This is a genomic window from Ruegeria sp. BB1, from assembly GCF_056539465.1.
The window spans coordinates 829,205-853,091 of the sequence record NZ_JBQFVB010000001.1 but is presented as its reverse complement, the minus strand read 5'-3'; the positions used below and the strand labels follow the sequence as shown (position 1 = coordinate 853,091).

The 23,887-nt window shown below is 55.6% G+C and carries 18 protein-coding genes and 1 tRNA gene; 15 read left to right on the top strand and 4 right to left on the bottom strand.

The window, feature by feature from the left end; genetic code table 11:
• Positions 1 to 4: 4 nt before the first annotated feature.
• The 3 genes from ACR0AL_RS04295 to miaA all read right to left on the bottom strand — a co-directional run bounded on the left by ACR0AL_RS04295 (position 5) and on the right by miaA (position 4,076).
• The gene (locus tag ACR0AL_RS04295) at positions 5 to 1,051 is read right to left on the bottom strand and encodes an ABC transporter permease (RefSeq protein WP_170348473.1); all 1,047 of its coding nucleotides are present in this window, start codon (positions 1,049 to 1,051) and stop codon (positions 5 to 7) included.
• A 136-nt stretch (positions 1,052 to 1,187) separates the two neighbouring features.
• Positions 1,188 to 2,858 carry an ABC transporter substrate-binding protein gene (locus ACR0AL_RS04290; protein WP_170348474.1) on the bottom strand — a complete coding sequence of 557 codons (1,671 nt, stop codon included), beginning with the start codon at positions 2,856 to 2,858 and terminating at the stop codon, positions 1,188 to 1,190.
• A 312-nt stretch (positions 2,859 to 3,170) separates the two neighbouring features.
• Positions 3,171 to 4,076: a tRNA (adenosine(37)-N6)-dimethylallyltransferase MiaA gene (gene miaA, locus ACR0AL_RS04285; protein ID WP_170393767.1), complete on the bottom strand. Its 906-nt coding sequence runs from the start codon at positions 4,074 to 4,076 to the stop codon at positions 3,171 to 3,173.
• Positions 4,077 to 4,172: 96 nt separating this feature from the next.
• On the opposite strand from miaA, the gene pyrH reads away from it, so the two are divergent.
• From pyrH to ACR0AL_RS04235, 10 genes are all read left to right on the top strand, one after another.
• Complete coding sequence (pyrH, locus tag ACR0AL_RS04280) at positions 4,173 to 4,925, top strand: UMP kinase (RefSeq protein ID WP_170348476.1); 753 nt, start codon at positions 4,173 to 4,175, stop codon at positions 4,923 to 4,925.
• A 211-nt stretch (positions 4,926 to 5,136) separates the two neighbouring features.
• Positions 5,137 to 6,723, top strand: coding sequence for a BCCT family transporter (locus ACR0AL_RS04275; RefSeq protein ID WP_170348477.1), 1,587 nt, complete (start codon positions 5,137 to 5,139; stop codon positions 6,721 to 6,723).
• Between the two features lie 258 nt (positions 6,724 to 6,981).
• Complete coding sequence (locus ACR0AL_RS04270; protein ID WP_480662543.1) at positions 6,982 to 8,208, top strand: aminotransferase class V-fold PLP-dependent enzyme; 1,227 nt, start codon at positions 6,982 to 6,984, stop codon at positions 8,206 to 8,208.
• Positions 8,209 to 8,256: 48 nt separating this feature from the next.
• A complete protein-coding gene (locus tag ACR0AL_RS04265; RefSeq protein ID WP_480662068.1) occupies positions 8,257 to 9,678 on the top strand; it encodes a cryptochrome/photolyase family protein in 1,422 nt (473 codons plus the stop codon).
• Between the two features lie 69 nt (positions 9,679 to 9,747).
• Positions 9,748 to 10,956 (top strand): SAM-dependent methyltransferase, encoded by a 1,209-nt coding sequence (locus ACR0AL_RS04260; RefSeq protein ID WP_170348480.1) that lies wholly within the window; start codon positions 9,748 to 9,750, stop codon positions 10,954 to 10,956.
• A 16-nt stretch (positions 10,957 to 10,972) separates the two neighbouring features.
• Positions 10,973 to 11,413: a TrgA family protein gene (locus ACR0AL_RS04255; RefSeq protein WP_170348481.1), complete on the top strand. Its 441-nt coding sequence runs from the start codon at positions 10,973 to 10,975 to the stop codon at positions 11,411 to 11,413.
• Positions 11,414 to 11,443: 30 nt separating this feature from the next.
• The gene (locus ACR0AL_RS04250; RefSeq protein ID WP_170348482.1) at positions 11,444 to 12,559 is read left to right on the top strand and encodes an NUDIX domain-containing protein; all 1,116 of its coding nucleotides are present in this window, start codon (positions 11,444 to 11,446) and stop codon (positions 12,557 to 12,559) included.
• 69 nt (positions 12,560 to 12,628) lie between these two features.
• A complete protein-coding gene (locus tag ACR0AL_RS04245) occupies positions 12,629 to 13,663 on the top strand; it encodes a cysteine synthase A (RefSeq protein ID WP_170348483.1) in 1,035 nt (344 codons plus the stop codon).
• On the top strand, positions 13,663 to 16,098 hold the full coding sequence (locus tag ACR0AL_RS04240; protein WP_480662066.1) for a DUF3772 domain-containing protein: 2,436 nt from the start codon (positions 13,663 to 13,665) through the stop codon (positions 16,096 to 16,098). The genes ACR0AL_RS04245 and ACR0AL_RS04240 overlap by 1 nt, the downstream gene beginning before the upstream one ends.
• 90 nt (positions 16,099 to 16,188) lie before the next feature.
• A tRNA-Ser gene (locus ACR0AL_RS04235) sits at positions 16,189 to 16,278 on the top strand.
• A 50-nt stretch (positions 16,279 to 16,328) separates the two neighbouring features.
• Here ACR0AL_RS04235 and ACR0AL_RS04230 read toward each other — a convergent pair.
• Entirely contained in the window at positions 16,329 to 17,288 is a 960-nt protein-coding gene (locus tag ACR0AL_RS04230; RefSeq protein ID WP_170348485.1) for a radical SAM protein, read from the bottom strand.
• A 1,025-nt stretch (positions 17,289 to 18,313) separates the two neighbouring features.
• Between ACR0AL_RS04230 and ACR0AL_RS04225 the strand changes: the two genes are divergently transcribed.
• The 5 genes from ACR0AL_RS04225 (at position 18,314) to ACR0AL_RS04205 (ending at position 23,880) form a co-directional block, all read left to right on the top strand.
• Positions 18,314 to 19,873 (top strand): hypothetical protein, encoded by a 1,560-nt coding sequence (locus tag ACR0AL_RS04225; protein WP_480662064.1) that lies wholly within the window; start codon positions 18,314 to 18,316, stop codon positions 19,871 to 19,873.
• 77 nt (positions 19,874 to 19,950) lie between these two features.
• Positions 19,951 to 20,259 (top strand): hypothetical protein, encoded by a 309-nt coding sequence (locus ACR0AL_RS04220; protein WP_480662062.1) that lies wholly within the window; start codon positions 19,951 to 19,953, stop codon positions 20,257 to 20,259.
• Positions 20,260 to 20,264: 5 nt separating this feature from the next.
• On the top strand, positions 20,265 to 21,347 hold the full coding sequence (locus tag ACR0AL_RS04215) for a glycosyltransferase family protein (RefSeq protein WP_480662060.1): 1,083 nt from the start codon (positions 20,265 to 20,267) through the stop codon (positions 21,345 to 21,347).
• Positions 21,344 to 23,407 (top strand): glycosyltransferase, encoded by a 2,064-nt coding sequence (locus ACR0AL_RS04210; RefSeq protein WP_480662058.1) that lies wholly within the window; start codon positions 21,344 to 21,346, stop codon positions 23,405 to 23,407. Before ACR0AL_RS04215 ends, ACR0AL_RS04210 begins: the two co-directional genes overlap by 4 nt.
• Complete coding sequence (locus ACR0AL_RS04205; RefSeq protein WP_170348490.1) at positions 23,404 to 23,880, top strand: hypothetical protein; 477 nt, start codon at positions 23,404 to 23,406, stop codon at positions 23,878 to 23,880. Before ACR0AL_RS04210 ends, ACR0AL_RS04205 begins: the two co-directional genes overlap by 4 nt.
• Positions 23,881 to 23,887 lie beyond the last annotated feature (7 nt).

The window sequence follows — 23,887 nt, the reverse complement described above, 5'->3', positions numbered from 1 at the left end:
CTCCTTAAGAAATGCGAATGCGCGGGTTGAGGTAGACATAGCCGATATCCGAGATCAGCTGGGTCAACAGCACCACAAAGACCGACACGACCGAAATCGCCAACAGCAACTGGATGTCGTTGTTGCCCGCCGCCTGCACCAGTGCCCAACCGAAGCCCTTGTAGTTGAACAGCGTCTCAACAATCACTACGCCGTTCAGCAGCCATGGGAACTGCAGCATAATGACGGTAAAGGGCGCGATCAGCGCATTGCGCAGCGCGTGTTTCATGACGATGTTGGGGAAGGATACGCCTTTCAGCCGCGCGGTGCGAATGTACTGCGCTGTCATCACCTCGGTCATCGAGGCGCGGGTCATTCGGGCGATATAACCCATGCCATACAACGCAATGGTCAGTACCGGCAGGAAAAAGTTCTCGAAGGTCGGATTGTCCATCGCCTGCGTTGCAGTGCCTTTGAACCATTTTAGACCAACGGTGGATGAGGTGAAGATGGCAATGAAGATCACGCCCGACACATATTCTGGCGTCGCCGTCGTTATGATTGAGAACGTGGACAGAGACCGATCCAGCGCTGAGCCTTCGCGCATCCCGGCCAGTACGCCCACCAACAGGGCTGATGGGACCATCAGGATCAAAACCCACATCATCAAGTAGCCGGTATTGCCCAATCGCTTGGCGACAATGGTGCCGACCTCATCCTTGAAAACAGTGGAATAGCCCCAGTCCCCCTGAAGGATTCCGCAAAACCGGGGCGTGGTTTCCTCGGTCAATCCGGGTCGGGTGCAGGTGCCCACGAATGTGCCGTCATCCAGAGTTTTGGAAAACCCCGGTGCCACGCCCAGCCATTGGCCATATTTGACCAGCGTGGGTTGCAGGTAGCCACGATTACCCAGCCAGGCCTCGACCTGTTCGTCGGACATCCGTTGGTTGCCCTGGGTTTTGGCCAGCTTTTCCAAGTTTGGGTATAGGTTGGTCAGAAAGAAGACCACGAACGTCAGGCACAATGCTGTCAACAGCATGACGCCAAACCGTCGGAGGATGAATAGTCCCATGATGGCCCCTGTTTTTCGGGTGTTCCGCAGATCTTTGGACCATTTTCTGGCCTCGGACTTCCGACTTGACGCCGGGTTGTCTGCGGCTGGAAAGGGGCGCCTGGATCAGGCGCCCCCGTTGATTGTCTGACAGGTTTTAGGCCGACCAGCCCCACTTGTAGTGGTGATGTTCGAAAGCGATATGCATATCGGTTCCGACCAGACCATCTTTCATATGGCGATACAGCGCGCGCCAGTAGGGTTGAATGGTCACGCCTTCTTCCTGAATCAGCGCCTCGCCTTTGGCGACCACTTCGCGCCGTTTGTCGGCGTCGGCAATGGCCAGGGCTTCGGTCAGGATGGCGTCGAATTCGGAGTTGGCCCAACCGAACTCGTTCCAAGCTTCACCGGATTTATACGCCAATGCCCAGATCTGTACGCCCAGAGGGCGGTGGTTCCAGTTGGTTGAACTGTAGGGGTATTTCGTCCAGTCGTTCCAGAAGGTGTTCCCCGGCAGAACCGTGCGTTTTACATTGATGCCCGCGTCCCGCAGCTGCGCGGCAACAGCGTCGGTTGTGTTACGGCGCCAGTCGTCGTCAATCGACAGCAGTTCGTGCTCGAAATCAGCCATGCCAGCTTCTTCCATGAGCTTTTTCGCCCCAGCCGGATCGACCGTTTGCTTGGGCAGTTCTGCATAGTCCGGATGGATAGGCCCGACATGGTGGTTTTCAGCCAGCGTGCCGCGGCCGCCATAGCCCAATTCAAGCAGAACGCTGTTGTCCACCGCCATTTGCAGAGCTTTGCGCACGCGTTTGTCGGCATAAACCTGTTTGCCGTCAACTTCGGCCAGCTGATTGGGACGGATCACGAGGGTTCCCATGGTGATCACTTCGGATTTCTCATAGCCGAGGCCGTCCATCACATCGATGAATTCACCAACGGATTCGTGCAGCATATCGACTTCGTCCGATTCCAGGGCTGCCAGCCATGCCGACGGATCGGTGCCGTAGTCGATATATTCGATACGATCCAATGTCGCGGGACCGAACACTTCTTCACCCCACCAGGTGTGGTCAGGTGCGCGCACCAATGTGCATTTGACCCCGACTTCCAGCTCTTCAAGGATGTAGGGACCGGTTCCGACGTTGTTGAGTAGGTCGTTTTCATTGAACGAACTATGCACGATGGCCGACGGATAGTCGGACATGCCGGCAATCAATGAAATATCCGAGCTTGGCAGGTTCAGTTTCACCGTCGTCGGATCAACAACTTCGATCGAGCCTTCGATAGCCTGGCCGGTGTCCGCGTCGATCAGTGTCGCAAAGCGACCTGCCATCGAATTGGTTTCCGAGCTTTTGTCACACCAACGCGCAATATTGCGTGCCACGTCATCTGCAGTGAAATCATCGCCGTTGGTCCACTTCACACCCGGGCGCAGTTTCAGTGTGTAGACAGTGGCGTCATCATTGATTTCCCAACCTTCCAGCAACATTCCGCGGAATGTACCGTCCGAGTTGTATTCGACCAGGTATTCCATTGTGCCGCGGGTTTGGTTGCCCATTTCCGACCAGTCATACGTGCGTGGGTCTTTCAGGGCACGAACGCTCATCTGGACGCGCAGGGTGCCGCCTTCTTGTCTGGTATCTTCGCCCTCGGCGCGGACAGGGGCTGCCAAGCCAATCATGCCGTAAGCACCTACAGCAGTAACACCCAGACCCGTGGCGCGGGTCAGAAACTCGCGCCGGCTTAATTTGCCGTCCCGATATTCCTGAGCATGCATCTCTGCCGCCCAGTGAATCGGTGCTCCGGTAAAGGTTTGCTTATTCATCGATGTCTCTCCCTGTGACATGTTCTTTTTATTGAAGAAGGTTGGAACCGTTCAGACCATATTGAGGCGAACAGCAGGTTCTCGGAATACTCGTTGGATTTTCATCATCCCCATGGGGCTATTCCGCCCTAGAATTCAAATGAGGTCAATGTTCGAAATCGACGTAGATGGCACAAAAACGACATGGCTGGGAGTGTTTGCTGTTGTCTCGGGCCCGCAGCGTCTTATTTCAAGCGATGTATACAGTCGTGAACCGAAACAATTGGCGTTTTTGGGAATCGCTGGAAAGGATTCTCGGCGATGAAGTTTGAACTACGGCTTGTATCGTTTTGAGAAATCTATCTGATTCCAATTCTTCATCCGTGCGCGAAACCAGGTGCGCTGACGTTTGGCGAATCGGCGAGTGGCAATCGTTGCATGCTCTTTGGCGGCGTCCAGCGTAAGATGACCCTCAAGATAGGCCAGCAATTCGGGAACGCCGATGGCTTTGAAGGCGGGCAACGTCGGATCATAGAGGTCTCGCATCGCTTCGACCTCTTGCAGCGCGCCAGAGTCCAGCATCAGATCGAACCGCCGGGTGATGCGATCAAGAAGCCATTGTTTATCCACGTCAAAAACGATCGGAACCGTGTCAATCAAATTCAGAACGGGCGGCGGTGTCTCAGCCTGCCAGTCGCTCAGGCTTCGTCCGGTAGCCCGCTGCACCTCCCAAGCTCGCTGAACACGGGCGCGGTTCTGCGTGTCGATCCGTTCCTGTGTCCGCGTATCGACACCAGCAATTAATGCGGTCAGGTCCAGTTGATCTGCCTCGGCTCGGATTTCCAGCGGCGTGGCGGGGATGTCGGCCATCCCTTCGGTTAACGCCGAGAAATACAAGCCGGTGCCGCCCACGATGATCGGGCGCTGCCCCCCGGTCAGCAGTGGCGTTACCTCGCGCAGCCAATGACCCGTCGAATACTCCTGATCATACGCGATGTGGCCGTAAAGCAGATGCGGCGCACGGGCCTCTTCTTCGATCGAAGGGCGGGCCGAAATTACACGCCAGCAGTCATAGACTTGGCTCGCATCCGCATTGACGATCACGCCGCCGAACGTCTCGGCAATCTGCAGGGCCAGGGCCGATTTGCCCGAGGCGGTCGGCCCAGCAATCAACACCGGTTTGTCGTCGGGGATGGGGGGCAGGCGGTCCCAAATCTGCGATCTGTCGTTATTGTCCATTCGGGCTGCCTCAATCGTCACCAATCGCATTGAACCTGCGGAGGTTTTGCTTCATTTTGCGCCGGAAAATAAACCCGTGCCAGCCCGGAGCGCAACATGAGCCTTTCCCCGACCCTCGAATCCACCGAGACCGCCAAAACCAAGTACAATCGCGTGATGCTGAAAATCTCGGGCGAGGCGTTGATGGGCGATCAGGGGTTTGGCTTGCATCCCCCCACCGTTCAGCGCATCGCACAAGAGGTCAAGTCGGTGCATGATCTGGGGGTCGAGATTTGCATGGTCATCGGCGGTGGCAACATTTTCCGCGGCCTCAGCGGTTCAGCACAGGGGATGGAGCGCACAACAGCCGATTATATGGGCATGCTGGCCACGGTGATGAACGCGCTGGGGATGCAGTCGGCACTTGAGGAAATCGGTGTGTTCACTCGTGTCATCTCGGCCATTCGCATGGATGAGGTGTGCGAGCCCTATATTCGCCGTCGCGCTGTGCGCCACCTTGAGAAAAAGAGGGTTTGCATTTTTGCTGCGGGAACTGGCAACCCGTATTTTACCACCGACACCGCCGCGACCCTGCGTGCCAATGAAATGGCGTGTGAGGCGATTTTCATGGGCAAAAACGGTGTGGATGGGGTTTATGACAAAGACCCCAAAGAACACGCGGACGCAGTGAGATACGACACGGTCACTTATGATGACGTGCTAGCCAAAAGGTTGCGTGTCATGGATGCCTCGGCCATTGCACTGGCACGCGACAACAACCTGCCGCTGATCGTATTCGGCTTGGATGAGCCGGGCGGATTCCGCGGAATTCTGGCGGGTGAGGGGACCTATACCAAGGTTCAGGGCTGAATTCTTCGACAGCTTTTTGTGTGCAGGCCGGGGGCGGTTGCCCGGCCTGTTTTCATTTACAGCGACCGATTTTCGTCATGGCGGTCATATGAAGCAAGCCTGTCACTTTTACGCATTTTGTCGCTTTTAAGTAATAGGTGGTCTTCTCAGTTACGCCCTTGCCGATCCGGATATTGGATGTCCTGCGCATCGATAAGGGGAAGGAAAGATAATGTCCGACAATACGGAAACCGACTATGAAGTCGGTCAGGACAACGTTCAGATCATGGGGCTGGACGTCCACAATCCGGTCTTTGCCGTTTCGGGGCTAACCATCATTGCATTCGTGTTCTTCTCGCTGGTGTTCCGCGAGCAGGCGAGCGAGTTCTTTGGGTGGCTTCGACCGGCTTTGACCAGCAATTTCGACTGGGTGTTCATGATTGCGGCGAACATCTTTGTCGTGTTTTCACTACTGCTGATCGTCACGCCGTATGGTTCGATCCGTCTGGGCGGGGATGATGCCAAGCCGGATTACAGCTATGCCGGGTGGTTCTCGATGCTGTTTGCTGCTGGTATGGGCATCGGTCTGGTGTTCTGGGGCGTGGCCGAGCCAATCTCGCATTACGGGTCGTCGCTGGGCGGGGTTGCCGCTGGCGAGGATGGCCTTCGCACCGACTGGGCACCGTTAGGTGCCGGTCTGGAGGACCCCGAAGCCTCGAAGAAGCTGGCGATGGCAGCCACCATTTTTCACTGGGGTATGCACCCTTGGGCCGTGTATGCGGTAGTGGCACTGGCGCTGGCGTTCTTCAGCTTTAATCGCGGTCTGCCGCTGACCATGCGGTCGGTGTTCTACCCGCTGTTTGGCGAGGCGACATGGGGTCCGTTGGGTCACATCATTGACGTTCTAGCCGTGTTCGCCACGATCTTCGGTTTGGCGACATCGCTGGGCTTGGGTGCAACGCAAGCGCTGGCTGGTCTGAATTATCTGTTCGATGTTCCGATCACGGACGGGATGAAAGTTCTGCTGATCGGTCTGATCACGGCATTCGCATTGATCTCAGTGGTTGCTGGCCTCGATAAGGGCGTAAAGCGGTTGTCCGAGGCCAACATGATCCTGGCCGCGGCCTTGTTGCTGCTGGTGCTGATCCTTGGGCCTACCGTGGCGATTCTGACCGGCTTCTTCGACAGCCTGATTGAATACGTCGTCGCATTGCCTGCACTGTCGAACTGGGTCGGTCGCGAAGACACCAACTTTATGCAGGGCTGGACCACCTTCTACTGGGCGTGGTGGATCTCCTGGTCACCTTTCGTCGGCATGTTCATCGCCCGAATCTCGCGCGGCCGAACCGTGCGCGAATTCGTGACTTGCGTGATCCTGATCCCAACCGTTGTAGGTGCCCTGTGGATGAGCGTTTTTGGTGGAGCCGCGTTGGATCAGGTTATGTCCGGTTCGGGGCAGGCCCTGTCGGATGCTGCGCTAGAACTCAAGATGTTCTCCATGTTTGAACAATTCCCGATGACAGGTTTGCTGTCCTTCGTTGGCATCGTTCTGGTGGTTGTGTTCTTCGTCACCAGCTCGGATTCCGGCTCTTTAGTGATTGATACAATCACGGCAGGTGGCAAAACCGATGCGCCGACGGCGCAGCGTGTGTTCTGGTGCATTCTGGAGGGCGCTATCGCGATCGTTCTGTTGCTGGGTGGCGGCCTGGGTGCGCTGCAGGCTGCTGCGATTGCAACAGGCTTCCCGTTTGCGATCGTTCTGGTGCTGATGTGCGTGTCGATATTCATCGGTCTTGCGAACGAAAAGCGACGCCGCTGAATCCAATTCAGCCCTTCGAAAGCCCCGGACAAGCGCCGGGGCTTTTTTGTTTCATGCCGGGTTGACCGAGCTTAGGGCCGCTGGCTATGTATCCGCGTCTTTTGATTGCCAGATTTGGTCCCGAAAGACTGCCCGTGCTTCTGTTTGTTTGACTGGGGCTGTGGCTGGGCTGGAAGACCTGCCGTGATTTCCGAGTTGTCCGAAATCATGCACGGGCACGTCATCGGAACAAGCAGCATGAGCAAGGAGCGACGTGCCATGGGCACTCTTGATATCGATTTCGTTAGGGCGCAGTTCCCGGCTTTTTCCGAGCCCAGCCTGCAAGGTCAGGCGTTCTTTGAAAATGCAGGCGGGTCATATACTTGTAAGCCGGTGCTGGACCGGCTGACGCGCTACTATACTCAACGCAAAGTGCAGCCCTACGGCCCCTATGACGCCAGCCGTCTGGCAGGCGAAGAGATGGATGAAGCCCGCGCACGCATGGCTGCGATTCTGGGCGTGAACACCGATGAGCTGAGCTTTGGCCCTTCGACCACTCAGAACACCTATGTTTTGGCGCAGGCATTTCGCCAATGGATGCAGCCGGGCGATGCCATCGTTGTCACCAATCAGGATCACGAGGCCAACTCGGGACCGTGGCGGCGCCTGGTCGAAGACGGGTTTGAAATCCGCGAATGGCAGATCGACCCGGAATCCGGTTCGCTCAACCCGCAGGATCTTGAGAACCTGCTGGACGAGAAGGTGCGTCTGGTCTGTTTCCCGCATTGTTCCAACGTGATCGGAGAGATCAACCCGGTCACCGAAATCACCGCCATTGCCCATGCGGCGGGGGCGTTTGTCTGTGTAGATGGCGTTTCATACGCGCCACATGGGTTCCCAAATGTCGGCGATCTGGGGCCGGATATCTATCTGTTCTCGGCCTATAAGACCTACGGTCCGCATCAGGGTTGCATGGTGATCAGGCGTGCGCTTGGTGAGCTGCTGCCAAACCAGGCGCACTATTTTAATGCAGACGCGCTGTACAAGCGTTTCACCCCGGCGGGCCCGGATCACGCTCAGATCGCGGCCAGTGCAGGTATGGCGGATTACGTTGATCTGTTGTGCGACCACCATAATGGCCCCAAGAGTAACGCAACCGAACGGGGAGCCTTTGTGCATGACCTGTTGCGCGGTCAGGAGGTTGCGCTGCTGCAGCCCGTATTGGACGCGGTCAAGGATCGAAATGCCGTACGCTTGATCGGTACCTCAGATGCTACACGTCGCGCTCCGACCGTAGCGTTGTCGCTGAGCCGGAATGCCGAAGCCGTAGCCACCGATCTGGTTGAACACGGGATCATGGCAGGAGGCGGCGATTTTTACGCCGTGCGCCCGTTGCAGGCGATGGGTGTGGATTTGGATCAGGGCGTGCTACGGGTCAGCTTTACGCACTATACCTCGCAAAAGGAAATTGATCAGTTATTGGGCGCACTTGACGCCGTTTTGTGATCCGGTTTCTGCTCGGCTTCGTAATGCGAAGAAAGCAGCCGGGCGGTCATGGAAAACAAACAATCACCGATCATCATGTGGTTCCGGCGGGATTTACGTCTGTCGGACCATCCCGCGCTAAGTGCCGCGGCCCAAACGGGTCGTCCTATTCTTCCGGTTTTCATACTGGATGATTTGGCTCAAGCGCTCGGTGCCGCGCCGAAATGGCGGCTTGGGCTGGGGCTTGAGGCCTTCGCGCAATCTCTGTCGCACATTGGCAGCCGGTTAATCCTGCGGCGCGGGGACGCGCTGACTGTTTTGCAGAACCTTATCGCAGAAACCGGAGCCAGCGGCGTCTATTGGACGCGAGCGTATGATCCTGATGCCATCGACCGTGACACACGCACTAAGTCTGCTTTGGCAGAGCAGGGCGTAGAAGCCAAATCCTTTGCGGGTCACTTGTTGTTTGAGCCCTGGACCGTAGCTACCAAAACAGGCCAGCCGTTTCGTGTGTTCACACCGATGTGGCGATCCGTTCAAGGTCGAGAAGTCGCCACGCCTGAAGGTGTACCGTCGATCAAAGCACCCTTGACTTGGCCGACTTCGGAAAACCTGACCGATTGGAACCTGGGTGCGGCAATGAACCGGGGCGCAGCCGTGGTCGCACCTTTTGTCCGCCCCGGCGAGAATGCCGCCTTTGAGGCTTTGCACGAGTTTCTGGACCGAATCCAAGACTATTCGCACGATCGGGACTGTTTGGATTTGGAGGGCACCTCGGATCTGTCCGAATACCTATCGCTTGGCGAAATCGGGCCCCGCAGTGTCTGGTATGCGGTACAGCGGGCTGCGATGAACGGCACGCAAGGGACAGACGCCTACTTGCGTCAATTAGTTTGGCGTGAGTTTGCGTATCACTTGATGTATCACACACCGCGTCTGCTCAGCGGGAACTGGAAACCAGAATGGGACAGTTTCCCTTGGAACACGGACGCCGATCATCCCTCAGTTGTTGCTTGGCGACAGGCCCGCACCGGTATTCCTGTTGTCGATGCGGGATTGCGTCAAATGTATGTGACCGGTCGTATGCACAACCGGGCGCGCATGATCGTCGCAAGCTACTTGACCAAGCATTTGATGACGCACTGGAAAATCGGAATGAACTGGTTTGCCGACTGCCTGATAGACTGGGACCCGGCGGCGAATGCTATGGGTTGGCAGTGGGTTGCAGGCTCGGGTCCCGATGCATCACCGTTCTTTCGGATATTTAACCCACTGACACAGCAGGAAAAATTTGATCCTGATGGTGTTTATCTAAAACACTGGATCGCCGAAGGGCAGACCAAGCCTTCGGCTACGGCGGTGGCTTATTTCCGGGCGGTACCGCATTCGTGGGCGCTTGATCCGGCGGAAAATTACCCTTCACCAATGGTTGATCTGGCCACTGGCCGAGCACGGGCCTTGGCGGCTTATGAAGGCCGAAAAACCGGGTAAGGAACTGAAAACTTGCCAGAAACACAAACTCGGCCTAGCTTTTAACTGCGGCCGCACAGGGGAGAGCGGATGATCCTGACGACAACTGAAGGGCAAAAAGACCTGCCCAGGTACTTTGCTCAAGTGTTCAAAATGTTGAACCGGATGGGTTCGGGGCGAATGGATATCGCTTTGCCCGATGGGCGCGTGTTCCGATCCGAAGGTGCCAAGCCGGGGCCAGTGGCGCGCGTGGACATTCACGATCCCGACGTATTTGCGCGTTTGATCCGAGAGGGTGAGCTGGGTTTTTCGGATTCTTACCTAGAGGGTGGGTGGAGCACGCCCGATCTGCGATCGTTCATGGATCTGGTGCATTTAGGGACCGAGACGGTGTATGACGATTTCACCGGAAGGTTCCTGGTGCAAGCCTATGAACGCCTTCGATTTTGGTTGCACAACAACAACCGTCGACAGGCCAAGAAAAACATCTCGTACCATTACGATTTGGGGAACGATTTCTACAGGCTGTGGCTGGATGAAACGATGACCTATTCCAGCGCGCTGTTCGAAACAGGACAGGAAAGCCTGGAAAAAGCGCAGACTGCGAAATATGCCAGCCTAGTCGATGAAATGGGTGCCAAACCCGGTGACCACATCCTTGAGATCGGTTGCGGATGGGGCGGTTTCGCTGAATATGCCGCAAAAGAGCGTGGCCTTCGGGTCACAGGTTTGACGATCAGCCAGGAACAGTTAAACTTTGCCCGACAAAGAATTGAAAAAGCAGGACTTTCTGACCTTGTTGAGTTCAAATTGCAAGATTATCGCGACGAGCGTGGCCAGTATGACGGCATCGCCTCGATTGAGATGTTCGAAGCCGTCGGACAGAAATATTGGCCGGTTTACTTTGAGACTGTGCGTGATCGGCTAAAACCCGGTGCGCACGCGACCCTTCAAATCATAACCGTCGCTGATCACCGGTGGGACATTTACAAGAACGGCGTTGATTTTATTCAGAAATATATCTTTCCCGGCGGAATGCTTCCCGCGCCGACGATCCTGAAACAGCAGGTGGCAGAGGCAGGATTGAACGTCGTGAAATCGCGGGAATTCGGTAAAAGTTATGACCTGACATTGCGTCGTTGGTACGAGACGTTCAACGACAAATGGGACGAAATTTCCGAAATGGGCTTTGACGAGCGTTTCCGGCGCATGTGGAACTATTATTTAACCGCGTGTGGCGCGGCCTTTGACACTGGCAACTGCGATGTGACACAGATCACTATAGCAAAACCCAGTTAACAAAGGGAAATTCCGAATGCCCACTGCGCCGCGACTTGTTGCTTCACTATGCCTATTGGCAGTGGCCTTTATCGTGTCGAGCATGATTATCAGCAACGGCGAAGAGGGCAAGGACTATGGCTGGTTCACCTATGTCAACATGATTATTGCAGTGGCCTGTGGTTGGAAGGTGATGGGAAAGCGCGTTGGTCGCGGCTGGACCGCCGCGGTCAATAATGGCATCGCTGGGGTTGTATCATTGGTATTCTGGGCCCTTTTTGTTCAGGGCTGCTACGAGATGTTCCGACTGGCCATGCGTCATCGCTATGACGGCCCGTTTGAGGCGCTCACGGCCATTTTCCAGATTGGTGTTGAGTACGGCAAACTGCTCATCGTTCCGGAAATTCTGTGGACTTTGGCTATCGGAGCTCTTATCGCAGGGCTTGCAACCGAAGAAGCCGGCCGTCGCTGGCGATAACTCACCAGAATTTAGACGAGCTTTACTCTAGTGTCCGATTTGTTTTTTTACGGCACGCTCAGGCATTTGCCGCTGCTTGAATGTGTGCTTGGCCACCCGCTGTCACAAATAAAAATATCTCAGGCCAGTTTGCCGGACCATGCGGTTTATGGCGTGGCAGGCCAGGCCTTCCCGATGATTGTTCCAGAAAAGGGCAGTCAGGCCATGGGGTTGCTGGTTCAGGGTTTCAGCGCCGAAGACCTGAAACGATTGGCTTTTTACGAAGGTGGTTTCGACTATGACCTCAGCCCGCACGGTGTGGACGTTGCTGACGGCTCACGCGCCGAGGCTAGTGTGTTCTTTCCCGAACCCGAATTGTGGACACCAGACAAGCCGTGGTCGTTGCAGGCCTGGGTTGATGAATGGTCCGAAGTGACCTTGCTGGCTGCACAAGAAGAGCTGGCCTATTACGGTAAGGTCGACGCAACCACGATCGCTCGTAACTTTGCGCCGATCCGCACCCGGGCTTGGGCTAAGCTGGCTGCGCGAAAACGCCAGACGGGCGATCCGCGTGACGTCGCAAAAGATGTGATCGTGCAAAGCCATCGGCGGGCCTATGTCAATTATTTCGGTGTGGAAGAATTGGATGTGCAGCACCGCCAGCATGACGGAACGATGGGTCCCGTGCTGCACCGGAGCGGATTGATGCAGGGGGCCGCCGTCGTTGTTCTGCCTTATGACCCGGTGCGCGACACTGTTCTTTTGGTTGAACAATTCCGCGCGCCGGTTTTTCTGATAGACGATCCCGAACCGTGGATGTGGGAGCCGGTAGCAGGCATGATCGACCCCGGTGAAACGCCGGATCAGGCCGCCCACCGCGAAGTGCAGGAAGAGGCGCAGGTGTCGCTGAACGCCTTGGAATATGCAGGCGGTGCCTACTCCTCGAGCGGGTCATCGACCGAGTATGTCTACCTTTATGTTGGGTTGGCTGATTTGACCCGGACCATCGACAATGGTGGCGTTGCTACAGAAGGTGAGGATATTCGCACACAAATCCTGCCATATGACGCGTTCCTTAAAAAGGTCGACAACAACGAATTCAAGGATTTGCCCCTGTTGATGATGGCAAATTGGCTGGCCCGGCATCGCGATCGTTTGCGCGGTTAACTATCGCCGCTTGTGGTTGTCGCACGGCATCTGTAAATCTTCGTTGATACGTAATGAAATGAGGGCGCCATGCGCATTGCACGAGACCTTGCCGACGCAGTCGGGAAAACACCGCTGATCCGGTTGAAGCGCATCAGTGAAGAGACCGGTTGCGAGATTCTCGGGAAGGCCGAGTTCATGAACCCGGGGCAATCGGTCAAGGATCGCGCGGCGCTCTACATCATCAAGGACGCAATTGCGCGCGGTGAGCTGAAGCCCGGCGGAACCATTGTCGAAGGCACGGCCGGTAACACCGGTATTGGCCTTGCATTGGTGGGGGCGTCGATGGGATTCAAAACGGTGATCGTGATCCCGGAAACCCAATCCGAGGAAAAGAAAGACATGCTGCGTCTGGCGGGCGCGCAACTGGTTCAGGTTCCGGCCGCCCCGTATCGCAACCCCAATAACTTTGTGCATTATTCGCGCCGTCTGGCCGAGGAACTGGCGCAGACGGAACCCAATGGCGCCATCTGGGCCAACCAGTTCGACAACGTTGCCAACCGTCAGGCCCATGTGGAAACCACCGGCCCCGAGATTTGGGAGCAGACAGGCGGCAAGGTTGATGGCTTTGTCAGCGCCGTAGGTTCGGGTGGTACGCTGGCCGGCGTGGCCGACGCGTTGCAGCCCAAGGGCGTCAAGATCGCTCTGGTCGATCCGATGGGGGCAGGACTGTATTCGTACTACACCACTGGTGAAATCGCTATGGAGGGCAGCTCGATCGCCGAAGGTATCGGTCAAGTGCGCATTACCAAGAACCTTGAAGGGTTCAAGCCAGACTTCTCGTACCAGATGACCGATAACGAGGCGCTGCCATACATCTTTGATCTGCTGCGCGAGGAGGGTCTGGTTATGGGCGGGTCGACCGCGATCAACATGGCGGGCGCGGTGCGTCTGGCCAAGGATCTGGGGCCGGGCCACACCATTGTGACGATCCTGTGCGACTTTGGCACGCGCTATCAGTCCAAACTGTTCAATCCCGAATTCCTGCGTGAAAAGGAACTGCCGGTGCCAGATTGGATGACCGAAGCCCCACGCAGCATTCCTGGCGTATTCGAGGACGTATGATGCTGCGGCAGGTTCGCCTGTTTCTAGCCTTCTTTCTGGTTTGTTTTGCCATGCTGGGTGGCCCCGTTGCCGCCCAGTTAACTGATCGGCAAAGCGAATATTACCAGAACTGGCTTGAGACGGCGGATCGCGCCGAGAAGGATATCGAATCCGATCGCACGTCAAACGCGGCATTGGAAAACCTGCGGGCTGAAATCCACAACTATCGTGAGGATTTCAACAAGGCACGTGGCGCCAATACCGACCGTATCCAGACGCTGGACGCGCAGATCAAGGCGTTGGGGCCAGCCCCCGAAGGGGATGCGACCGAACCCGAAGAGATTGCCAAGCTTCGCGAGCATCTGGAAAACCAACTGACCAGCCTGCAGGTGCCGCAAATCATCTCGGAAGAAGCGTTCAGCCGCGCCAACGGCCTGATCAGCGAGATAGACAGCCTGTTGCGCGAGCGGCAGACAAAAGAGCTTTTAGAACGCGGTGTATCGCCGCTTAACCCTGTCTATTGGGGCCCAGCCTGGGTCGATATTGTCGAGGCCGTGCGAGGCCTGATCAATGAATCTGCGCTGAACCTGAAAACCAACATCGTTCAAAGACACCTGAAAGAGCGCGGGCTGGGCATTTTCTTTCTGACCGTCGCGGCAGGGATTTTACTGTACTACGGACGTTACTGGTCCGAGGCTGCAGGTGAATATCTGCGGCAGTTGGGCGGCCGGGGCAGCGGCGTGTGGTCGTTTCTGGTTTCACTGCTGCGGATTCTGCTGCCATGGCTGGGTGTCTGGTTGCTGGTTCAGGCGATCATCATGACTGGCCTGCCGGGATTGCGCGGAACGCTATTAATCCAGAATGTTCCTTATTGGGCCGCGATTATATTTTATTACGACTGGATCGGACGTCAGGTTCACATCTCGCAGGCGGCACAGAACTTTAACCGCTTGTCCCGCAAAAGTGTCACGCAGTTGCGGGTATACTTGGATATTCTGGCGATCTTCCTGATCGTGTACGAATTCGGGCTGCTGTTTGATCAGATCGAAAACATTTCGGACGCGACCCGGGCCGTTATCAGCTTTCCTGTGGTAGTGGGAACCGCGCTGGTTCTTCTGCGTATCCGCCGGATTCAGACCTCAAAACCGGAAGCCGAAGATGGGCAATCTGGTGAAACGCCGCGAAGTGCCGGGCTGACCCAGCTGATGGACTTTCTGCGCAAGGCGATTTTTTTGCTGGGGATCGCGAGCCCGATTTTGGCGGCTATTGGATATACCAACGCAGCCGAGGGGATCGTTTTCCCGGCGGTGAAAACGCTGGTTCTGTTTGCGGCTTTGACGATCTTTCATCGCTTTATCACCTCGGTTTACGGCTGGCTCAGCGGGCAAGGTGAGTCGGCGCGGGACTCACTGTTTTCGGTGTTGGCCGGGTTTATAATCGCCATTCTGACCTTGCCGGTTCTGGCGCTGTATTGGGGCGCACGACAGACTGACTTGCTTGAAGTCTGGTCGCGTTTGCTGCTTGGTTTTGACATTGGCGGCGTTACGATTTCGCCCCGCAACTTCTTTACCTTCCTAATCGTGTTTGTCATCGGCTATGGCTTGACCCGGCTGTTGCAAAGCGGGCTGCGCAATTCGCTGCTGCCCAAGACCAGTATTGATCCGGGCGGTCAGAACGCGATTGCCGCGGGCACCGGCTATGTGGGGATATTCCTGGCCGCGCTGGTGGCCATCATGTTGGCGGGGTTTGATCTGTCTTCGCTGGCCATTGTCGCCGGCGCGCTGTCGGTTGGGATCGGCTTTGGACTACAGACCATCGTGTCGAATTTTGTGTCGGGGATAATCCTGCTGGTCGAGCGTCCAATCTCCAAGGGGGACTGGATCGATGTGAATGGGATGATGGGTTATGTGCGCGATATCTCGGTGCGGTCTACGCGGATTGAGACTTTTGATCGTACCGATGTGATCGTTCCCAACTCGGACCTGATCAGCGGGGTGGTGACGAACTACACGCGGGGCAACACGATCGGGCGCGTTATCGTGCCGGTGGGCGTGGCCTACGGCACGGATACCCGCGTGGTCGAGAAGATTTTAGGTGAGATTGCCAATTCCCATCCGATGGTTCTGGCGCATCCAGCGCCCAGCGTGGTGTTTCAGGGCTTTGGTGCGGATTCGCTGGATTTTGAAATTCGCGCCATCTTGCGCGACGTGAACTGGGTGCTTTCGGTGAAATCGGATATGAACCACGAAATCAACCGCCGGTTTGTCGAAGAAGGTATTGAAATCCCCTTCGCGCAGCGCGATGTCTGGCTGCGCAATCCTGAGACGCTGCGAGGGCAGGGGCCTGCGCAAGAAACCGAACCTGCAACGGAAAAAACACCTACCGAACCCCTGTCTTCCAAGCCTGCGGACATGACCGAGGCCGATCTGGCAGACGGTGATAGGGATGAGCTGTAACGGGGTCTGTGGCGGAACTGCGGAAGGTTGAATTTTCGCTTTAATCGCCCCTTGCAAATCCCTCGGCGATGGTCCAAATATCGCGCGCACGGAGAGGTGGCCGAGTGGTCGAAGGCGCACGCCTGGAAAGTGTGTAGGCGGGAAACCGTCTCCAGGGTTCGAATCCCTGTCTCTCCGCCATCCTTACCTGATTTCCGCATTTGAACTTTGACCTATTAATTGCGGGGAAGTTACATCTCCTTACGGATCAGGATGTCGGCCAGACAAGAGCATGCGTCTTTTGTACATCGAATTTGATCGCGAGGCAGGTCAAGCGCGTCGCCGAGAGTCCCTATTCTGCCCCCAACGCCGCAAACGCCCCGGAAGATTTCGCCATTCCCCCGGACCCGAAGGGATTCAAGCCCTACGTTGCATTTATATCCACGCCAGCGGTTCATATCCCTAAGAAGGAAGTCATTGGGGCGGAGTATCTCAGTGTGGCCCGACCGCGTGGTTGCGCGCATCACTGATCGAGGTTCTTCACCAACCGGGGCCCTGTCCGAGGGCAAACCCACCGCGAGAACCTGCAACTGGTCGTCGGTGTAGTCGTACAGCTGCACTCCGAAATCTTTCCGCAACGGTTTCAAGGAAATCGAAGCGGTGGGCAGCGCCGCGCGTAATTCCCGCGCATCTTCAAGCGTCTGATCAAAACGATCTGGATGCATCGTCACGTTGATATGAACGGTGATACGGTCAGTCATCGTACCCGCCACTTGGATAAAATGGCTCAGCTCTGCAAATTCGGCATGATAGGTCAGGATAACGCTGTTCAGGCGGCTGTTGATCATCTCCCAAAACCGAAGTGTGCGCGACGCATTGCTGATCAGGCTGACCTTGAACCCTATATCGGACGCATGACCTAGCAGATCAATGATGCGAGGATGCATTGTGGGTTCGCCGCCTGTAAACTGCAGCCAGACAATCTTGCCTAATTCATCCACATAGTGTCGATTTAATTGACGGTACAGATTCAGAACGTCACCGGTTTTCTGCCACTCAAGCGAACCGTCGTGCAAAGCCTTTGGGCAATAACTGCACGCATAGCTGCACGAATTCCCGAGCGTCCAGTCCACCACGACCATGTTGCCACACGCAGGATCGGGGTGGTCAATCAGAGTAAATAGGTCCGGATGGTTCTGGATATCTTCCATTAAAATCCAAGCGTTTAGCTAAGTTCCTCCGACAGTGCGACCAGAGTGGTCCTGTGGCCCCCACCAATTTTCCACAGCCTATCTTGAAATAGGAATTGGAACAAAATTTTTTGGAACACTAGGCATCAGTGGCGCTTTGGTGGACGGTTTCGGATACCTGAGAACCCATTTCACAAGGCCAATTGCCTATGTGACCGGGCGATTGCGGGTTCGGTCGACTTGTTTTCGAGTGGCCATCTTTTTATAGTTTGAACATAATCTTTTAGAATTTTCGGCGCTAAGGCGTAATCGGTTTGTCGAATTTACAATAAATTAGGGCCTGTTTCGGCGGCCAGTCGGGGGAATTTATGACAAAGGCTAACGGCCCAAGAACTCGACCTAAAGTTGCCAAGAAAACTGCCAATCAAACGGCGGATATTTATGATTTTGTGCAATCCCCCGAGTGGCAGAAGGTGCTTGAAAAAGCGCGGGTAGAACGAGAAAAAAACCTTTCGGCGCCTGCGCAGCAAAACAAAGAGGGTCAACAACCCAAACCGGTTCGCCGTAGGACCAACCAATCAACCACAAATGAGCGTGCCCAAAGCAAGCAAAAGCCATGGTCCGCTCAGGTCGAGGAAGCAAGACACAAAAGAAATGAAGTGCTTGCCCGTCGTGCAGCCGAGTCGAAAAAAGCAGACCCCAGTAGTCCTGAGGCTCGTCAGGGAGATCTGCAAGGCGGAGACAAAGCAACCTCTACACGGACACCCAGACAGAAAGACAAGCCGACCAATCGTGAACAGACTGATCGTGCAGCTGCTAAACCAGACCAAGCAACAGCCAAGAGCGTTCTGGAAGAAAAGGACGCAGGGAGGCCGGGCCCGTCTGATGACGCTCTGGTCAGCGAAGACGCGTCCTTAAGCGCGCTGACGAGGGCAGAGTTAAGTTTAATACTGTCTTCCGAGGAAGTTGATCATCGCCTGTCCAAAAAGCTCCTGCAACAGCTGAAAGATCACCAACGGACGCGGCGCAGGATCAGGTGGAGCTTGGTGGCCCTTGGATGCACCATCGGTGTGGTTGCTTCGTCTTCGATATTTCTGACTTTGTTCGGATTGGGTGTATCGAACCCGATTGAAAGCGCGGCTATTGGGTCTACTGATGGTGCAGCGGCAGACGATTTTGGCCAAACCGGACCATCGCAACCTGATGTGCCGAGTGGAGCAGGGGGCGAAACTGTCATTTCCGCCGATTTGTTCGACGCGTCATCATTGCCGTCGTCATCCGGCGCAGAATTGGAAGAGACGCAGGATTTGAGCAGTCTTGCCTCATCAGCGCCCCTTCAGTCCGAGTTGGCGGAAACGGCCGAGATCGTTGAGCCCGGCACTCCAAGTCTGGCCCCTAGCGTTCTGTCGTATGTTCCGACGCTTGAACCACCGTTACTACCGGTAGGCGGCGCTGGCTATTTGCCGAGACGAGAGGCTAATCCCAGTTTCCTGCCTTATGAGTTCGAACCAGAGTTTTTTACTACGTCGATCGCTTTGCTGGACAAAGTTTCGGCAGGCTTTGATCCAGTGGCGATTTCGATTGACCCGATTCCGCCCTCGCGGCGTTCGAATACTGTTTCTTCTAACACCGAGGTTGTTGAGCCCAGCACCTCAAGCGTGCCGCCTAGCGTTTTGTCATTTGTTGCGGCGCTTGAACCACCGCTGTTGCCGGTGGGTGGGGCTGGTGACCTACCAAAACAAGAGGCAAACCCGAGTTTTCTGCCTTATGAACTTGAACCAGAGCTTTTCGCCACGCGGATTGCCTTGGTGGATGAGATTTCCACAGAAATTGATCCTTTGACGATTTCGATCGACCAGATCATTCCCCCGCAGCGCGCGCCCAGCGTGTCTTCACAGCTTGTGTCGTTGCAATCTCCGGTGGCTTTGGAGGCCGCAGAAGATCACCAGTTGCTGTCAATTCGGATCCTGGAACCTCAGCCAGATCGTCCTTTGGCCGGTAATCTTGCTGAGCGTCCTTTGAAAGTCGTTTCATCTGATCCTTCTATCCTGCTGGAAGACGTGGCGCTTAGCCCGCCAATCCCACAGGCGCTTACTTTGAAACAGATGCCAACCTCGCTGGATTCGGCCACGCCCGCGGCATTGCCTGCCGAGGATATTGCGGCGCTACCGGGCGAAGATGCCAAGCCATCGAATCCGAGTGCAAGTGGTGGCGGCGCGTCATTCAGGCTCTACGCGCCAAACAAGATTCCCAATGATGCTGTGGACTCATTTGTTGCTGAATTAACAACGACGGGACATGAACTTAGCGGAACGGCGCGCGTTGGTTACAAAGTATCCCAATCGAATGTGCGGTTTTATCACAGACAGGATGCGGCCAAAGCTGCCGCCCTTGCTAAGGACGCAGGCGCCTTGTTGCGCGATTTCACGGGATCGAAATCCAAAACACCCACCGGGGTGATCGAATTGTATTTGGCCGGCGAAGGTCTAGGGCAAGCTCCGGTCAAACGGGTGGCCAAGAAAAGCCGCCGGTCCACAACCCAAAGTAGCCCGGTTAACCGCCTTAAAAGTCAGGTTCTGAAAAAACTCAGGACAACGACAAACTAATGGCGTTATTATAGGGTAAGTGCGAAGGACTAAGTTGAATTGTGTAAAGTTAAAAAGTATCGACGGGTTTTTGTAAAATGACTGAAAGCAGACTTATTGGCATAGTAACCGCGCTACTATTTCTGACGACGGCGCAGGATGCGCGCGCTGAGATCACGCTTGAGCATCTCCTTGCCATCGATCAACTCTTGTCGGCCAACGACACCCAGGCGCTACGCTCGTATCTGGAAAGAAACCCCGGATTGCTGACCGGAACCGATGAACTGTCGGTCGAATTGCGCACCTTTTACGAGGCCGCGTCCACGGGCACTTTGAACTTTGGCTATACCGCCGGACCGACAGCCGGTACCGCGGCTGCTGCGACCGACAACGAGCTGGCGCATTAAAGCTTATGTCGGCGCTTGAGGCCATCAATTGCTCAGTGCGTCCAAAGATCGCCTACATCATTGAACCGCGGTTTTCCGGTGGAACGTCAGCAGCAGTTGCGGCCGAACTACGGGTGGCTGTGGACCTTGGAACGCTAGAGGTGCACGCGATAACTTCGCGAACATTTGGCGAAAATCAATCTGTTGCGCCGGCACTGCGGCAGGTGCTGGACGAATTGCACATCCCGTTGATTTGGGATGCACCGCGTATTAGTGCAGATTACGTGATCCTGCACAATCCATCGTTTCTAAAGTTCAACGAGGCACTGAACACAAAAATTTTTGCCCGTGATCTGATCGTGGTGACTCATGAAAATTTCTTGCGTCCGGGCGGCGAGGAAGGGTTCGACGTTTCCGGCTGCCTGAACCAGATTGAGGCGTCATCTTTTGTGCTGAGGCGCACCCTGGCTCCGATTTCACCCCATAATCGCAAGACCGTGAACGATTGGTTGGACAGCTCGCGCTTAGCAAGGCTGTGGAGGGTTCGGGACACCGACTGGTTCAACATCTGCCATACGGATGTAAGTCCTCCGTGCGAAAAGCCACAGGACCGTCGGGGCAGGCATTCACGACCGGGGTTTGAAAAGTTCCCATCGCTTTCCGACCTCGACATGTGCTTTCCCGAGCATTCTCAAAGCAATGTCATTCTGGGTGCTGATGCCATGCTAAACGCGGGTGTTCTTCGGGCCCATTGGACCTTGCTGCCTTTTGACGCCATTAGTGTGGACGAGTTTTTTGGAATGATCGATTTCTACGTCTATTTTACGGCGCCGACCTGGCAAGAAAGCTTTGGTCGCGTCGTGACCGAAGCGCTGGCCGCTGGCAAAGTGGTTCTTACCAATCCGGAAACCGGGGCAAATTTCGGCGATGGTGTCCTTACGTGTCATCCGGGCGACGTGGACCGGGTCATATCTGATCTGGTCGTTGAGCCGCAGCGATATCATGAACAGGTCTCACGGTCGCAAAAGGTGCTGGAGCGTTATTCGGCAGAGAGTTTCAGGGCAATGTTGTCAAATGTCCTGACCGCAGACAGCGGGGTTATGAAATGATTTTTATCGAGGCCGGCACGCGCTCGCTGCGGACCTTTGATGCGCAATTGATCTTTGCCGATCAGCTGACCGCACGCGGTTTTAACGTGTGTATCGATGCCGAATACTTGCCGAAAGACGCAGGTCGCGGCCGGGTTTACGATGCTGCCAAGTTTCTGGTCGATCCGGGCGAGCATGAGGTCGAAAGGGTATTTGTGCTTGGCGCCGAAGAGATTGATGATCTTCTTCTTGCGTCCCTGCGGCAAAGGCAACTGGCGGCAAACGTACCAGTGGTTGCCACGGGCCGTTTCGAAACGCAGCAAAGTTATATCGGTGCAAAGGCGCGTCTGGCATATGCCCTTGGGCGTGAAGCCACGGTGTTGGACCTTACGGACTTCCAGCCGCGCTCGATGTTACCTTCGGCGGCCTGTCCCTTGGTCGCAGACATTCGGCCAACGGCTCGTTCGGCGGTCGAAAAGCCAAATGTCGCCGTGGTCTTGGGGTCCATGGAACTTGACGCACCCGAGACGCTCTCTTGCTTGGCCCGGATGAGCAATCGCAGTGACTATACTCTGCAACTTATCGTCAACGGGGCGCAGAACAAGGTGATCAATGAGTCGCCCTTTCATGATCTGCCGACTATTTTGTATACCGATCTTTCCGCCCGTATTTTGGCAAAAACGACAGATGTCCTGGTGATGTTTGGTCATGGTGTCGCCGGGGTTCGCATGGCCGCACTTGCAGTCGAGCTGATCGCCACTGGTGGGGTCGCGATAGATTGCACGGATGATGAGGCCATTGTGTCCTCCGGCGCCCCGGCTTTGATCGGGCCCAAAACGCCGCTTGCGCTGGACGGGTACCTCACAGGGAAGATACTTGAGAACCTTGCCGGGGTGGCTGAACAGGCGACAAAATCCCAGTGGCTGCATTCGGTGGACATTTCCCGGTTGGAAAAGGCAGCAGACCTAAAGCCCCAAAAACGCGAACCTATTCGAATGGCACAGCGAACAGTGTTTTTTCCAACCAACGGGGTTGGATTGGGACACGCTCAGCGATGCGCTATCATTGCCAAAGAATTGCCGGATGATATAGCCCCGATTTTTGCGGCCTTTCCCAGCTGCGTTCCACTTGTGCGCCGCGAAGGCATGGACAGTATCCCTCTGGTTCAGCGGACTGAAGTATCAGCCAACTTTAATGGCAACGATATCCTGACTTACCGCCGACTTGGCGCAGCTCTGCAGGAAAATGACAGGTTGGTGTTTGACGGAGGCTATGTCTTTGATTCCGTCTACCGAACGATCCTTGAGCGCAACTTGTCGGCGGTTTGGATACGGCGTGGGTTGTGGCCTGATGGGCGGTCCAGGCCAAGAATGCTCCAGCGTGAGGCCGTATTCGACAAGGTCATAGTGCCATCCGAAGCCTTTGAAGAGCTAAACGACACCTACAGTTACGGCGATCACGTTCGCAACGTTGGCCCGATCTTTCGCCGTGTGGTCCAGTCGGGTGATGAACGCCAAGGACTTAGGGGTCGGCTGGCTGAACGGTTCGGGCGTGAGTTTGATCATCTGGTTGTCAGCATGTTAGGCGGCGGCGTGGCGTCGGACCGGTCGGCGCAACTTCAGGCAATTTCCGGGATGCTTGAGGACCGGTCAGACTGTTTGCATCTTGTCGTAACCTGGCCGGGCAGCAAGGTTCAGCCGGCCACCTTCGGTTGGTCAAATACTCACGTTGTTCAGACCTTTGAGGCCACAACCCTTTGCCTGGCCGCGGATTTGGTCATTTCGGCGGCGGGATACAATTCTGTTCTCGAGATCCTGTACAACAAGATTCCGGCAATCCTGATCCCCCAATCAGCACCGTATCTGGACAATCAGGAACGACGCGCCCAGGCGTTGGCTGACCGCGATCTGTGCGCGATCATCACCGAGAAAGAGTTCATGAAACTCGAGCGAACGGTTTCAGACTGCCTGGATCAAGGTGATCTGGAGGTCTATCGGACCGCGTTGAATAAAATTGAATTGCCAGAACCGGGGGCGGCGAAAGCGGCCGAAATCATTGCAGAGGCCAAGTGCAGAAAATGACAGATATTTCATGGTACGATATCCTAAGCAGAACAACGCCTAAACGACCTGTTCAATTGGATGATCTGATCTCTGGCGATCAAGAACCCAAGCCGCACGGGAATGTTGTATTTCCTGAAATGGGCCTGATCCCTTCCGTTGCTCTTTGGGAACGGGATGAGGGCGGGCCAACGCATATCGGTGTTCGGATCGTGAGCCCCATGAAATCAGTATACAATGTGGCAAGATTTCTTGCCGCAGCCGCGTTGGAACGCGAGGTGTATCCGGTCATTCTAAGCCGCATAGATTACAGCGGATTTGAGCAGTTCGGCTTCCGCGTTGAGCGCGTACCGGATGAACCGATGGCTGCGCAGTTCGCTGAAGAAGAGATCCGAAAATTCTGGGATCTGGCGATCATTATCGACGGCGACGATATAGGGCTTTGGGCCGGTCAAAAGGCCCAGTCCCAGAGCCCGGCGGATAACAGCAAATGACCGTACA